The organism is Longimicrobium sp., assembly GCF_036399255.1.
Taxonomy (GTDB): domain Bacteria; phylum Gemmatimonadota; class Gemmatimonadetes; order Longimicrobiales; family Longimicrobiaceae; genus Longimicrobium.
Genome location: NZ_DASWNM010000096.1, coordinates 1 through 12,646, shown reverse-complemented (window position 1 = coordinate 12,646; position 12,646 = coordinate 1). Strand labels below are relative to the sequence as shown.

At 69.0% G+C, this 12,646-nt stretch carries 9 protein-coding genes; 3 read left to right on the top strand and 6 right to left on the bottom strand.

Annotated elements, in window-relative coordinates:
* The first annotated feature begins 288 nt into the window (after nt 1-288).
* Nucleotides 289-5,142, top strand: a complete 4,854-nt coding sequence (locus tag VGC13_RS17675; protein WP_331126608.1) for an NAD-glutamate dehydrogenase — start codon at nt 289-291, stop codon at nt 5,140-5,142.
* 549 nt (nt 5,143-5,691) lie between these two features.
* Here the strand turns inward: VGC13_RS17675 and VGC13_RS17670 are convergent.
* The 3 genes from VGC13_RS17670 to VGC13_RS17660 all read right to left on the bottom strand — a co-directional run bounded on the left by VGC13_RS17670 (nt 5,692) and on the right by VGC13_RS17660 (nt 6,672).
* On the bottom strand, nt 5,692-5,877 hold the full coding sequence (locus VGC13_RS17670) for a hypothetical protein (RefSeq protein ID WP_331126607.1): 186 nt from the start codon (nt 5,875-5,877) through the stop codon (nt 5,692-5,694).
* A 19-nt stretch (nt 5,878-5,896) separates the two neighbouring features.
* Nucleotides 5,897-6,400 carry a hypothetical protein gene (locus VGC13_RS17665; RefSeq protein WP_331126606.1) on the bottom strand — a complete coding sequence of 168 codons (504 nt, stop codon included), beginning with the start codon at nt 6,398-6,400 and terminating at the stop codon, nt 5,897-5,899.
* Between the two features lie 110 nt (nt 6,401-6,510).
* Nucleotides 6,511-6,672 carry a hypothetical protein gene (locus VGC13_RS17660; RefSeq protein WP_331126605.1) on the bottom strand — a complete coding sequence of 54 codons (162 nt, stop codon included), beginning with the start codon at nt 6,670-6,672 and terminating at the stop codon, nt 6,511-6,513.
* Between the two features lie 150 nt (nt 6,673-6,822).
* Between VGC13_RS17660 and VGC13_RS17655 the strand changes: the two genes are divergently transcribed.
* Nucleotides 6,823-7,035, top strand: a complete 213-nt coding sequence (locus tag VGC13_RS17655) for a hypothetical protein (RefSeq protein WP_331126604.1) — start codon at nt 6,823-6,825, stop codon at nt 7,033-7,035.
* Between the two features lie 21 nt (nt 7,036-7,056).
* Here the strand turns inward: VGC13_RS17655 and VGC13_RS17650 are convergent, their stop codons facing one another.
* Together VGC13_RS17650 and VGC13_RS17645 are read right to left on the bottom strand one after the other, a co-directional pair.
* The gene (locus VGC13_RS17650; RefSeq protein WP_331126603.1) at nt 7,057-8,289 is read right to left on the bottom strand and encodes a hypothetical protein; all 1,233 of its coding nucleotides are present in this window, start codon (nt 8,287-8,289) and stop codon (nt 7,057-7,059) included.
* Nucleotides 8,290-8,464: 175 nt separating this feature from the next.
* The gene (locus tag VGC13_RS17645; protein ID WP_331126602.1) at nt 8,465-8,971 is read right to left on the bottom strand and encodes a hypothetical protein; all 507 of its coding nucleotides are present in this window, start codon (nt 8,969-8,971) and stop codon (nt 8,465-8,467) included.
* Between the two features lie 500 nt (nt 8,972-9,471).
* Between VGC13_RS17645 and VGC13_RS17640 the strand changes: the two genes are divergently transcribed.
* Nucleotides 9,472-10,872 (top strand): NAD-dependent succinate-semialdehyde dehydrogenase, encoded by a 1,401-nt coding sequence (locus tag VGC13_RS17640; RefSeq protein ID WP_331126601.1) that lies wholly within the window; start codon nt 9,472-9,474, stop codon nt 10,870-10,872.
* 7 nt (nt 10,873-10,879) lie between these two features.
* Here the strand turns inward: VGC13_RS17640 and VGC13_RS17635 are convergent, their stop codons facing one another.
* Complete coding sequence (locus tag VGC13_RS17635; RefSeq protein ID WP_331126600.1) at nt 10,880-11,977, bottom strand: 6-bladed beta-propeller; 1,098 nt, start codon at nt 11,975-11,977, stop codon at nt 10,880-10,882.
* Nucleotides 11,978-12,646 lie beyond the last annotated feature (669 nt).

Sequence of the window (12,646 nt, the reverse complement as noted above, 5' to 3'; positions counted from 1 at the left end):
GGCACGCGCCTGGACGGATTCCGCCGCGCGGCGGGGCCCTCACCCGCACGCCCAAGCTCGCAGCGGGAGAGGGTATCAACGTCGCGGCAGGGTCCGGGGCGAGCCCTCCATCCACATCGTGCAGGCTATTCCCTATTCCCTGTTCCCTATTCCCTATCCCCCTGTAACCTGTCCCCTGTCCCCTGTAACCTCTCCCCGCGTGCCAAATCCCCACCCACCCATTACATTGCCACCCCCGCCGGACCGCCCGGCGAATGCAACCGGCACAAAGCAACGCACGCACGCTGCATGAGCACAACGCTGACCCAGCCCGCCCACGCCGTCACGGTGGATGAGCTTTGCGCGCACCTCACCGGCCTGGCCCGGGCCGACAATGCGCTCCTGTGCGAGTTCGCCCGCGCCTTTTTCGCCAAGTCGCCGCGGCACCTGCTCGAGGAGCGCGGCCCCGACCAGCTGGCCGCCATGACGCTGGGCGCGTGGGAGTTCCTGCGCAACGCCCGGCCCGACCAGGTGAACGTGCAGGTGGTCAACCCCGAGGACGAGGGGTGGAGCGCCCCCGTCACCGTGCTGCGCGCCGAGGTGGGCGACCGGCCCTTCATCGTCGACACCATCCGCGAGTACCTGGCCGGCCAGGACCTGGCCATCCACCAGTACGTCTATCCGGTGCTGCGCATTCGCCGCGACGCCGCCGGCGAGATCGTGGAGGTGGGCGGCGACGAGGGGACGCTGGAGGCGCTGACGCACGCCGAGGTGGCGCGCGTGCACGACCCCGCCCGCCGCGACGCCATCCGCGACGAGGTGCGCAGCAGCCTGGCCGACGTGGTCGAGGCCACCAGCGACTTCGCCGCCATGGTGCAGACCGCGGAAGAGCTGGCGCGCTCCGTCGAGGAGTACGCCCGGCGCTTTCCCGGCCGCGCCGAGGTGCTGAGCGAGGACGCGCAGCTGCTGCGCTGGCTGGGCCACGGCAACTTCGTCTTCCTGGGCTACCGCGAATACGTGGTGCAGGGCGAGGGCGACGACGCCGTGCTGGCCGTGCGCCCCGGCTCGGGGCTGGGCATTCTGCGCGACACGTCGTCGTCCGCGTACGGGCACGGCGTGCCGGTGAGCCAGGTGGACGAGGACGTGCGCTCGCGCCTGTTCGGCGGGCCGGTGCTGGTGGTCAGCAAGACCAACCGCGAGTCCACCGTGCACCGCCGCGCCCGGATGGACTACGTGGGCGTAAAGACGCTGGACGAGCAGGGGCGCATCCGGGGCGAGCGGCGGCTGCTGGGGCTGTTCACCTCGCAGGCGTACGCCACCGCCGCCGAGGACATCCCCATCCTGCGCGGCAAGCTGCAGCGGGTGCTGGACTCGTCCGGCGCGCTTCCCGGCGGGCACGACTACAAGGAGATGGTCACCATCGTCAACAGCATGCCCAAGGAGGAGCTGTTCGAGGCCTCCGAGGCACAGCTGTCGGACGAGGTGAAGGCGGCGCTGGCTTCGCTCTTCAGCGAGGAGCTGCGGGTCGTCGTGCGCTCCGACGGCGCGCGCGCCGAGGCGGCGGTGATGGTGATCCTGCCCCGCGGCCGGTTCAGCGGCGAGGCCCGGCGCATCGTGGGCGAGCGGCTGGCCCAGCAGGTGGGCGGACAGGTGCTCAGCTCGCACGTGGCCATGGACGCGGGCGACCGGGCGCGGCTGCACTTCTACCTCTCCACCGCCCCCGGCGCGCAGGTGCCCGACGCCCGCGCGCTGGAGCGCGAGGTGGCGGGGCTGGTGCGCACCTGGGAAGACCGGCTGGACGACGCGCTGCGCGAGATGGTGCAGGACGACGCCGAGGCGCTGCGGCTGGGGCGCGCCTACGGGCCCGCGTTCAGCGCCGAGTACCGCGCCGCCGTCTCGCCGGCCGCCGCCGTGCACGACGTGCTGCACATGGAGGCGCTGGACCGCCGCGGCGAGGCCGTGGGGCTTCAGCTGCGCCAGCCGCTGGAGGGCGAGACCGCGCCCGCGGGGTGCTCGCTCCTCAAGCTGTACCTGCGCGGCGAGCGGCTGGTGCTCTCGGACTTCATGCCCATCCTGGAGGATGCGCGCGTCCGGGTGATCGAGGTGGACACCTTTACCGTCCGCACCCCCGGGGCGGGGTTCATGATCTACTCCTTCGCCGTGCAGACGCGCGAGGGCACGCAGATCCCCGACGACGTGGCGCCGGTCCTCGCCGAGTCGCTGCTGGCCGTGCGCGCCGGCGACGCGGTGGAGGACCCATTCAACGGCCTTACCCTGGCCGCCGGGCTGCGCTGGCGCGAGGCCGACCTGCTGCGCGCCTACGCCGAGTACGCCTTCCAGGTGGGCGCCATCCCCAGCCGCATCGCCGTCTCGCGCGCGCTGGCGGCGTATCCGCAGGTGGCCAAGGGGCTGGTGGCCCTGTTCCACGCCCGCTTCGGGCCGCAGGCGGGAAAGGAAACGGAGGCCGAGGTGCGGGCGGGGCTGATGGAAGGCCTCGAGGGCGTCGCCTCGCTGGCGGACGACCGCGCCCTGCGCCGCCTGCTGGCGCTGATGGAGGGCACGGTGCGCACCAACTACTTCCGCACCGGCGGGGCCGATCCCCAGGTGCGCAGCGGCGGGGTGCCGTACGTGTCGTTCAAGCTGCGCTCGGCCGACGTGGACGAGCTCAAGAAGACGCGGCTGCTGTACGAGATCTTCGTGCACTCGTCGCGGATGGAGGGCGTGCACCTGCGCGGCGCCCCCGTCAGCCGCGGCGGCATTCGCTGGAGCGACCGGCCCGACGACTTCCGCACCGAGATCCTGGGGCTGGTGACCACGCAGATGGTGAAGAACGCCGTCATCGTGCCCAACGGCAGCAAGGGCGGCTTCATCACCCGCAAGCGCTTCGACGACCGCGAGCGGATGGGCGCCGAGGCGGCGGACCAGTACCGCACCCTCATGCGGGGGATGCTCGACATCACCGACAACCTGGTGGACGGCAAGGTGGTGCCGCCCCCCGGCGTCGTGCGGCACGACGGGGATGATCCGTACCTCGTGGTCGCGGCGGACAAGGGGACGGCGCACCTGTCCGACGTGGCCAACGGGGTGGCGGCGGAGTACGGCTTCTGGCTGGACGACGCCTTCGCCAGCGGCGGAAGCAACGGCTACGACCACAAGAAGGAAGGGATCACGGCCCGCGGCGGGTGGGAGTGCGTCAAGCGCCACTTCCGCGAGATGGGCAAGGACATCCAGAAGGAGCCGTTCACCGTGGCCGGCATCGGCGACATGAGCGGCGACGTGTTCGGCAACGGGATGCTGCTGTCGAAGCAGATCCGGCTGATCGCGGCCTTCGACCACCGCCACATCTTCATCGACCCCGATCCCGACCCGGCGACGTCGTTCGAGGAGCGGCTGCGCATCTTCAACCTCCCCCGTTCTTCCTGGGAGGACTACGACCGGTCGAAGCTGTCGGCGGGCGCGATCCTGGTGCCGCGCGGGTCCAAGGAGGTGGAGCTTACGCCCGAGGCCCGCCGCGCGCTGGGGCTGGGCGACGAGGTGACGGTGCTGGACGGCGAGTCGCTGATCCGCGCGGTGCTCACGGCGCCGGTGGAGCTGCTGTGGAACGGCGGCATCGGCACCTACTTCAAGGACCGGGAAGAGACGCACGCCGAGGTGGGCGATCCCACCAACGACCCGGTGCGGGTGAACGCCGAGGACCTGCGCTGCAAGGTGATGGGCGAGGGCGGCAACCTGGGGCTCACCCAGCGCGCCCGCATCCAGTTTCACCTGCAGGGCGGCCGCATCAACACCGACGCGCTGGACAACAGCGCCGGCGTGGACATGTCGGATCACGAGGTGAACCTCAAGATCCTGCTGAACCCGGTGGTCCGCGACGGCGACCTGGACGCCGAGTCGCGCAACGCCCTGCTGCGCGAGATGACGGACGAGGTGAGCCGGCTGGTGCTGCACGACAACGTCAGCCAGTCGCTGGCCGTTTCGCTGGACGAGCGGCGCTCGGCGGAGTCGCTGGACGACTTTCTGGCGCTGATCACGGCGCTGGAGCGCGACCGGCTGATCGACCGCGAGAAGGAGGGGATCCCCGGCGCCGCCGAGCTGGCGGACCGGCGCACGGAGGGCAAGGGGCTGTCGCGCCCCACGCTGTGCGTGCTGCTGGCGCACGCCAAGATGTTCGCCAAGGCGCAGCTGCTGGCCAGCAAGGTGCCCGACGACCCGGCGACGGAGTCGTACCTGGTCAACTACTTTCCGCCGCAGGCGGTGGAGGCGGCCGGGCCCGAGCGGCTGCGCGCCCACCGGCTGCGCCGCGAGATCGTCACCACGCAGCTGGTGAACGACCTGGTGGACCTGATGGGGAGCAGCTTCCTGCACCGCCTGTCGCGCGACAGCGGAAATTCCATCCCCGACATCGTGCGGGCGTGGCTGGTGGCCAGCCGCATCAGCGGCGCGCCCGAAATCCGCGCCGACATGGCGGCGCTCGAGGGCAAGCACCCGGTCGAGACCATCTACCGCTGGCTGAGCGGGCTGGGGCGCGTGCTCGAGGCCACCACGGCGTGGATCCTGGCCAACGTGCCGGGCGACGGCGCGACGGACGCGCTCATCGAGGACGCGCGCCGCGGGCTGTCGGTGCTGCGCGGCAGCTTCGCCAAGGTGGTGAGCGGCGAGGACCGAAGCATCTTCATGGCGCGGCTCGGCGAGCTGCAGGACCTGGGCGTGGACCGCACGCTGGGCGAGCGGCTGATCACCCTGCGCTTCCTTCCGCAGCTGCTGGAGATCGTGGAGGTGGCCCGCCGCGCCGGCACCGACGAGGTAAAGACGGCCAGGGCGTTCTACGCGGTGTCGGAGCGCTTTGGCACGGCGCGGCTGCGCGAGGCGGTGGTGCGCACGGCCGGGCGCGACCCGTGGGAGCGCCGCTTTGCCGCCGCCCTGGGCGATGACGTGCAGCGGGCGCAGCGGCTGCTGGTGCAGGCGGTGCTCTCGCACAACGGCGGCGAGGGGAAGCGCGCGCTGGACCAGGTGGAAAAGGAGCACCCGCGGCAGGTGCGCGCCTACCGCGAGCTGCTGGGCGAGCTGCGCGGCGGCGACTGCCCCCTGGCCGCCTACGCCGTCGCCGTGCACCAGCTGCGCGACGTCGCCGAGTCCGCCCAGGCCGCCGCCGCGAACTCCTGAGCTGAACGGCTGGTGGATGGATGATGACGGGGCCGTCGCGCGATGCGGCGGCCCCGTCTCGTGTCTCCAGAAAACCCAAGCATACCGCATCCGCGGAAACACCTGTCATAAACCTGCCCCGGGGAACGGGCGGCAGACGGGCAGGGAGAGCGCGTCAACGTGACTGATGAACGGCCTCCGCTCCGGTTTGAGGAACTGACCTATGAGCAGGATCAAAGAACGCATCACTACTATCGCGCGGCTGTCCCCGGTGGCTGGCTGGTACTGCTGGGGAATTATGAAACGACCTTGTTCGTCCCCGATCCCACCCATGAATGGGACGGCGGGTCAGTAGACGTGAAGCGGGGCGGCTAAGTAGCCGCCCCGCTCGTTTATGGTAGCCGCTCCGCAACTCCTCTATCCACTCCGGCACCTGCATTCCGCTCGCTTGAAACTCCCGCTCAAGCAGGTTCAGGAAGTCGCGCCCCGCCGTCTCGCGGCTGGGGCAGATATTGCCCAGCACCAACAAGGCCACCCAAGCGTCTTCGGCTTCACTTCCCAGTGCGCCTTTCACCGCAGGGCCGCGCCCAGCCGCAGCAGCGCGTCCGCAAGCGCCCCCGCACACACCGCCGCCAGCCCCCACCAGAGCACCAGCGCAACCCGCCTGTGCGGCGCGTCCTCGTACAGTCGGTCGAAGTCGTGGATAAGCGTTCGGTGGCACACCCACAGTGCTAAGCCCATTACCAGAGCGTCCAACAGAGCGTCCGCGCCCGCTTCACTCATCCCCGGCGCACGCCGTCACCAGCGCGACCACTTCGTCACTCCACCCCCGGAGCCGTTCCGCGACGGACGAAATCAACAGGGCAAACGGCTCCGGCACTGGTGCCTTCTGCACCGCAAGGTGCAGAAGCGCAAGGTAGCGGACGAAGGTGTCCACGTCCCCCGCCACATCGTCCGGATCGGCATCGGCTTCCCACCTGTGCCCGCCGGGCACAAGGTCCGTCACCCCGCCCGCCACTTCGCGGAACATGTCCACCAGATCGGCGCCGATGAAGGCCAGCAGGTGCCCGTAGGCGTCCCGTTCTCGCGAGCGCGTATGGTTCGCCTCGAACCATTGTTGCAGGTCACGCACGGCGGGCCACGCCGCTTCTACACGGTCCATCAAGTCCACCAGTACGCGGCCCGCATCGGGCGCCCGCTCGCGCGCCGCGTACCATGTGGCAACGTAGATCGTGTGGAGCGGTTCGGCCCCGTCCGTCACGTCTTCGGCGGCGGGCACGATGGGCGGGAGGGCGGGCAGATTTGCGGGGTCAAGCCGTCCCACCGACTCCGGCAGACTGCCCAGAGTATGCCGTCCCGGAACCATGCGGCGCGCATCCCTGTCTGCCATTAGTTGCCGCTACCGAAGAAACCGCCGTTGTAGTACCGGCCAATCGGATGCAGCGTCACGTTGACGGACGAAAGGGGCGGGAGCGGCGGCGCCTGCTCCGGTTCGGACGGCGGGGCCGCCGGGCTCTGTGCGGGCTTGTCCGCAGGGTTATTGGTATCCATGCGAGCAACGCTAATGTCGGCTCGCACCATCTGTAACTTGGATTGTTGGCGGGTTTGGGTTAGTCTGGATTCGTGGCTGATTTGGTGTGTCGTGGCTAGATTAGGGGTGCGTTACCCGAAAACCCCTACTCTCTCATTCCGGAGGCAATCGTGAAAGCAAGGCGAATCGTTGCTGGCTTGGCGCTGGTTGTTGGCGCCGCCGCGTGCGGTGGGGACACTTCCGCCCCCCTATCTCCCGCCGGTCCCTCTTACGACGGAGGCGGGCACACGCTGGGCTCCGGCGGGGGCACCCCCGGCACCACGACCACGCAGGGCGACACCACGCAGCGCGGCGGCGGGCACACGCTCGGCTCCGGCGGCTGAATGCGGGCAAGCTCCGGGCGGTTAGCCCGGAGCTTGCTTCCACCTGCCCAGCCGTGCCGACACGTCGCGCAGCACGGCCCTGGTACGCGGCCCCGGCTGCGTATCCCGCTCCGGTCTTCCGCGTTGCCGGATCGTCTCGCGCAGGTTGGCCGCTTCGCGCGCTAGGTGTGCTTCCTTTCGCCGTTCGGCTGCGCGCAACGCGGCATCGGCGTAACGGTCCGCGCGCTCCCATTCGGCGCACGCGCGCCAGCCTTCCGCCAAGTGGATGAACACCGCCGGGCCGTATTCGTCAAAGATGCCCACCAGTTCAGCCGCCGTGCGCTCTGCTTCGGCAAGGCGGTTTAGCCGCCCGGCTCCGGCTGCCGCCCACGCCAACGACGAAATAACAACGGCCTGCTCCTCTGGCCTGCGGATCAGCGGCACCACGCGTTCCAGCAGGTACAGCGCGGCGGTGTAGTGGTGTTGACGGATCAGGGCGAAAGCGAAGTCGTGCGCAAGCGCGGGAATGCGCGCATGGTCGTTCGGGTAGAGCGGGAGCGCGGCGCTTGTGTGCAATTCCGCTAACCGGAAGTCGCCTACCTCCACCGCGATGCTCGCCAAATCGTGATGCGCCATGCCCGCCTCTTTCCGCCGCCCGGTCTCCGTCGCCTTGTTCGCAGCCCGCTGGAAGAAACGGCGCGCTTCGGCGTATCTGCCGGTCGCCTTCATCATGGCACCGTATCCGATCAACGCTGAAACCTTCTCGCCGTCGTTCTTGGCGCGCACGGACAGTTTGTGGGCACGGAGGTGCCACGCGCTAACACGGTCGTACTCCATCACCATTCGGGCAGTCCGCGCCGCGAGGTTGGCGCGCGCGGGGTTGTCCGGCTCTGCGTATGCGGCGGCCTCGGCAAAGAGGAGGGAAGTCATGTAGAGCCCGCGGCCATCGGCCCACTCGTGGACCAAGGCGCACGCTTCCGCGAGTTGCGCCGCGTCCAGCAAGTCAGGCGCTTGCAGAAGCAGGCCGAATGTCCCCAGCGCAGGCGCCAGTTCTGGAGTTTCGGCACGCGCCAGTGCGTACCGCTCCCGCACGTCCGCGTTTGGCGCGTGGAACAGAATGCGCCGCTCGTCTGGTGCGGCGGCCCATAGCCGCACGTCCACCAGCGCACGCCAGAGCACAAGCCCTGTCGTGCTCTCTACCTGTTCAAGAACGCGCAGGCGGTCCAGCGCGGCGGGCGGCGGCGGGATGCGGTGTTGGCGCGGCTGTGAAGGCACTTTCCGGGGGGTGGCAGAAGGGCGAACGCATGAAGTCACCTATCCAGACAGGATAGTGCCAAAGCGTGCGGATCGCTACCGTCTGCGTGCGTGGGGTCTGGCACCGACACGGAGCCCGCCGGAGTGGCTGAAATAGAAAAGGGGGGCGGCTCATGTGCCGTCCCCCTCGCTCCACTCACTTCTTTTTCACACCGTCTTGGGAGTGCGGGCTTTCGGGCGTCGTGAGAACTTCAAACGCGAGCAACTCCGCCCGTTGTCCACCTGTCCACCCGCCTCCCCCATCAGGCTTCCCCCGGTCCTCCGGAAACCCAACCTCAACGTGGTACTCCTTCCGCACCGAAGCAGTATTCCGGGCGGAAACCTCGATGTCCAGCACGTAGCGCGTGTGCTCGGGCAAGAAGTGGTCGCCGGTTTCATGACGCCCGGCAACGATGCGCTCGGGATGGAAGGACAGTAACCGCAGGCTGCAACGGCCCCAATTGCAATCGGCTCTGGCAACCTCCAGAATCGCAGACTTCGCCAACGAGTGCTTGGGGTTGTGGGGATCGGCGGTATGCGTCTTACCCCATCTGAGCAGGAACGGCGGACCTTCAAGCGGGACGCGCTCCCCATCGATTACGCCATAGGCAGCAACCACTTCTCCCTCACAGTCTTCTATGCTTCCTTGGCGCGTGTTCCGCACGAACAGGCATGCTAGAGGACGTCTATCTCGCGGCGTGTGGATAGTCGGCTCTACCTCAATTGCGGGGATCAACTCCAGTTCCGCTTTTTCGCCGCGCAGGGGAAGGTGAGTCATAGTAACCGGGCGCCTAGTGCCTGCCAACATATTTATGCACGATTCAGTGTATAGGGCGGATCGAAAACGGTCGATTCGGGATCACAAGAGTCTCGCGTCTGGACCGTTTCGGGGCCGCCAAATCCGGCTATATCCGGCGGTGTCCGGCTGTATCCGGATTCAATTCAATCCCTAAAGTCCTGTTCGGGACGGGTGTGCGTCTAGTACATATTTCCGAATTCATTCGCTCCTGGCGGCGAACACCGTGATTGGCAGGGTCTGATGCAGGACCGTGCTAATTCTTCCGGACGCTGTTCGGCGCCTCATTCTTGCGGACGGCCGCGACATCCGACAATCCACCACCGGCCGCCCCCAACGCCGCACCGCGCATCAGGAAAGACGATCCCATGCCCATCGCCACCCTCAACCCCGCGACCGGGGAGACGCTCCGGACCTTCGACGCGCTGACGGCGGCGGAGGTGGATGAGAAGCTGCAGCGCGCGGCCGACGCCTTTCAGCGGCACCGCCGCACCCCGCTGGCGGAGCGCGCGGAAAAGATGCGGCGCGCGGGCGAGATCCTGGACGCGGAAAAGGACCGGCTGGCGCGGCTGATGACCACGGAGATGGGCAAGACGCTGGGCGCCGCCCGCGCGGAGGCGGAGAAGTGCGCGTGGGTGTGCCGCCACTACGCGGACCACGCGGCGGGGATGCTGGCGCCGCAGATCGTGGACGTGGGCGGCACCGCGCGCGCCGAGGTGCACTTTCTTCCCGTGGGCGCGGTGCTGGCGGTGATGCCGTGGAACTTTCCCTTCTGGCAGGTCTTCCGCTTTGCCGCGCCGGGGCTGATGGCGGGCAACGTGGGGCTGCTGAAGCACGCCTCCAACGTGCCCCAGTGCGCGCTGGCCATCGAAGACGTGCTCCGCCGCGCGGGGTTCGAGGAGGGCGTGTTCCAGGCGCTGCTCGTGGGCAGCGACGCCGTGGCGGGGATGCTGGACGACGAGCGGGTGGCGGCGGCCACGCTTACCGGCAGCACGCCGGCCGGGCAGAGCGTGGCCGAGCGCGCCGGGCGCAACCTCAAGAAGACGGTGCTGGAGCTGGGCGGCAGCGACCCGTTCATCGTCATGCCCAGCGCGGACCTGGAGGGGGCGGCGCGGACGGCGGCCAGGGCGCGCTGCATCAACAACGGGCAAAGCTGCATCGCCGCCAAGCGCTTCATCGTGCACCAGGAGGTGGCCGACCGGTTCGAGCGGCTGTTCGTCGCGGCCATGGAGGCGCTGAACGTCGGCGACCCCATGGCCGACGGCACGGACGTGGGCCCGCTGGCCACCGCCGCCATCCGCGACGAGGTCGACGAGCAGGTGCGCACCTCCATCGCCGCCGGCGCGCGCCTGCTGACGGGCGGGCGGCGGATGGACGGGCCGGGCTTCTTCTATCCCCCCACCATCCTGGCCGACATCCCCGAAGACGCGCCGGCGTACCGCGAAGAGGTGTTCGGCCCCGTGGCGTCGCTCTTTCGCGTGGCAAGCGTGGACGCGGCCATCGCGCTGGCCAACGACTCGCAGTTCGGGCTGGGGAGCAGCGTGTGGACGCGCGACGACGCCGAGCGCCGCCGCTTCGTCACCGAGATCGAGGCGGGGATGACGTACGTGAACGCCATGGTCGCCAGCGACCCGCGCATTCCCTTCGGCGGGGTGAAGCAGTCGGGGTACGGGCGCGAGCTGGGCACCTTCGGCATCCACGAGTTCGTCAACATCAAGTCCGTGTGGATCGAAGAGAACGCGCCCGACGAGCTTCCCGACGCGGAGTAGGGCGATGCTACGGCGAACGGGCCAGCCTGTAGAGCCGGACGTGCTCCACGTCGAGCGAATCGCGCGCGGTGCCGAGAACGAAGTCACGCCCGACCTGAAGCACCTGATACCCGCCGGGGGTCGCCACGGTGGTCACCCACCGGCCCTCCCGGTCGAACACGTCCCACCGGCTGGCTTCAGCGCGCGTCACGCGCGGGTACTCGACCCACAGGTATCCCTCCGCGTCGAGCAGAAGCGACTCGAACGCGGGAAGCGTAGGCCGGTGCGGGACATCCGGGTTGCGCCGGGCCAGCTGCGCCCGAAGCTGCGGCGGCACGCCGGAAACGTCTCGCGACTGCTCGCGAACGCGTGCAAGGTCGCCGGCTGACACCCGCACTTCTTCGTGCGGCTTGCGGATCCGCCGCACCGGCGTGTTGGGCGGCCGGTATTCCGTGACCTCGTAGTGGTCGTCGTCGGCGGCATAGAACCGGTCTTGTCCGGCGACCAGGTGAAAGTCCCGCCCGAACACCACCTGCTCCATCGTCATGGCGCCGGTGGACGGCAGGGTGACCATCTCCGCGCCCGGAAAGCGTCCCACCGTATCGAGCAGCGCACCATTGGGCCCGAAGCGGAGATAGGTGACGGAATCGCGCCGCGCGGCCGCTCCGGTTGGCGCGGCGGCGCCGGGCCGAAGGCCCGCCGCCAGCACGAAGGAGCCGTCGTCGAGCATGCCCTTGAAGCGTGGAAAGAGGCCGAGCCCATCCAGCGTAACCTCGCGCGCGAGCCGGCCTGAGGGATCGAGGACCGAAACGCGCCGCAGCCGCGAGTCCCACGCGGCGATGGAATCCCCCCTCAGCAGCACCAGGCCGTCGAGTCCGCGAAACTCGCCGGGTCCGCCGCCCTCCCGGCCAATGCCGCGAAGGTGGGTCCCGTCCGCATCGAACACGTGCAGGCGTTGTGAGCCCTTGTCGGCCACGACGATGCGGCCATCCCCCAGGCGAACCGCGCCCGCCACGGTGGTGAAGTGGTACGCCCCCCCTTCGTCCGCGCCGCCGATCTCACGCAGCGGCGATGGCGACACGGCCCAGCCGTTTCCCCCAGCCTGGCGCGGTGCCCTGCTTTCCACGACTGGAGCTCCTCCGGCCAATGCCCGATCGCCAGGGGCGTCGCCACAGGCACAGCTCAGGAGTGCGGCACCGAGAGCCGCACACACCGGAAATGGCGAAGGTCTCTGCATCATCATGGTGAGCCGGATGCGGACGATGAGGGGATCGAAACGGTTTCGGCCGGCCTGCAGCGGGTGCACGCGGAGCCGGTCAGATCCTGGAGCAGAAAACGTCCAGCCGCGATTCTTCTCCTACTGCGCCTGAGGGTCCGGACACCTGACCTGTTCGCAGGTGCACCTGGAGCCGTCGCAGACACACACCCAGCACGTGATCTGCGCGTTCAACGGAGCAGGTTTGCCGGTCGCCGCCAAAACGCCGGAGAACAGGGCTGCCGTCACGACAGCCGCGTGCGTGAAGCGAAAAAATCTGGACATACAGGTTTCTCCGTCTAACGAGTTTACGTGAACGTCAAACGCACCCGCGCGCACCCGGCCAACTCTTGCATTGTAGAGCACCCCTTCCCGGCAGGCAAGGTTGTTTTCCTCCATTGCGGCGGGAGAAAGCGACGTGAGGGATTGCTTCGCACCGCGCCCTTGGTCCCGCGTTGAATCTCCTTGGGGTCTCTCCTCGCGCGCGGCCTCTCCGCGACACGAAAAACGAGACGCGGCCCCGGCGATCACTCGCCGGGG

Excerpts from the sequence above, each read along its gene's own strand:
- VGC13_RS17675 (WP_331126608.1), top strand. The coding sequence starts at position 289 with ATGAGCACAACGCTGACCCAGCCCGCCCACGCCGTCACGGTGGATGAG.
- VGC13_RS17660 (WP_331126605.1), bottom strand. The coding sequence starts at position 6,672 with ATGGATACCAATAACCCTGCGGACAAGCCCGCACAGAGCCCGGCGGCC.
- VGC13_RS17640 (WP_331126601.1), top strand. The coding sequence starts at position 9,472 with ATGCCCATCGCCACCCTCAACCCCGCGACCGGGGAGACGCTCCGGACC.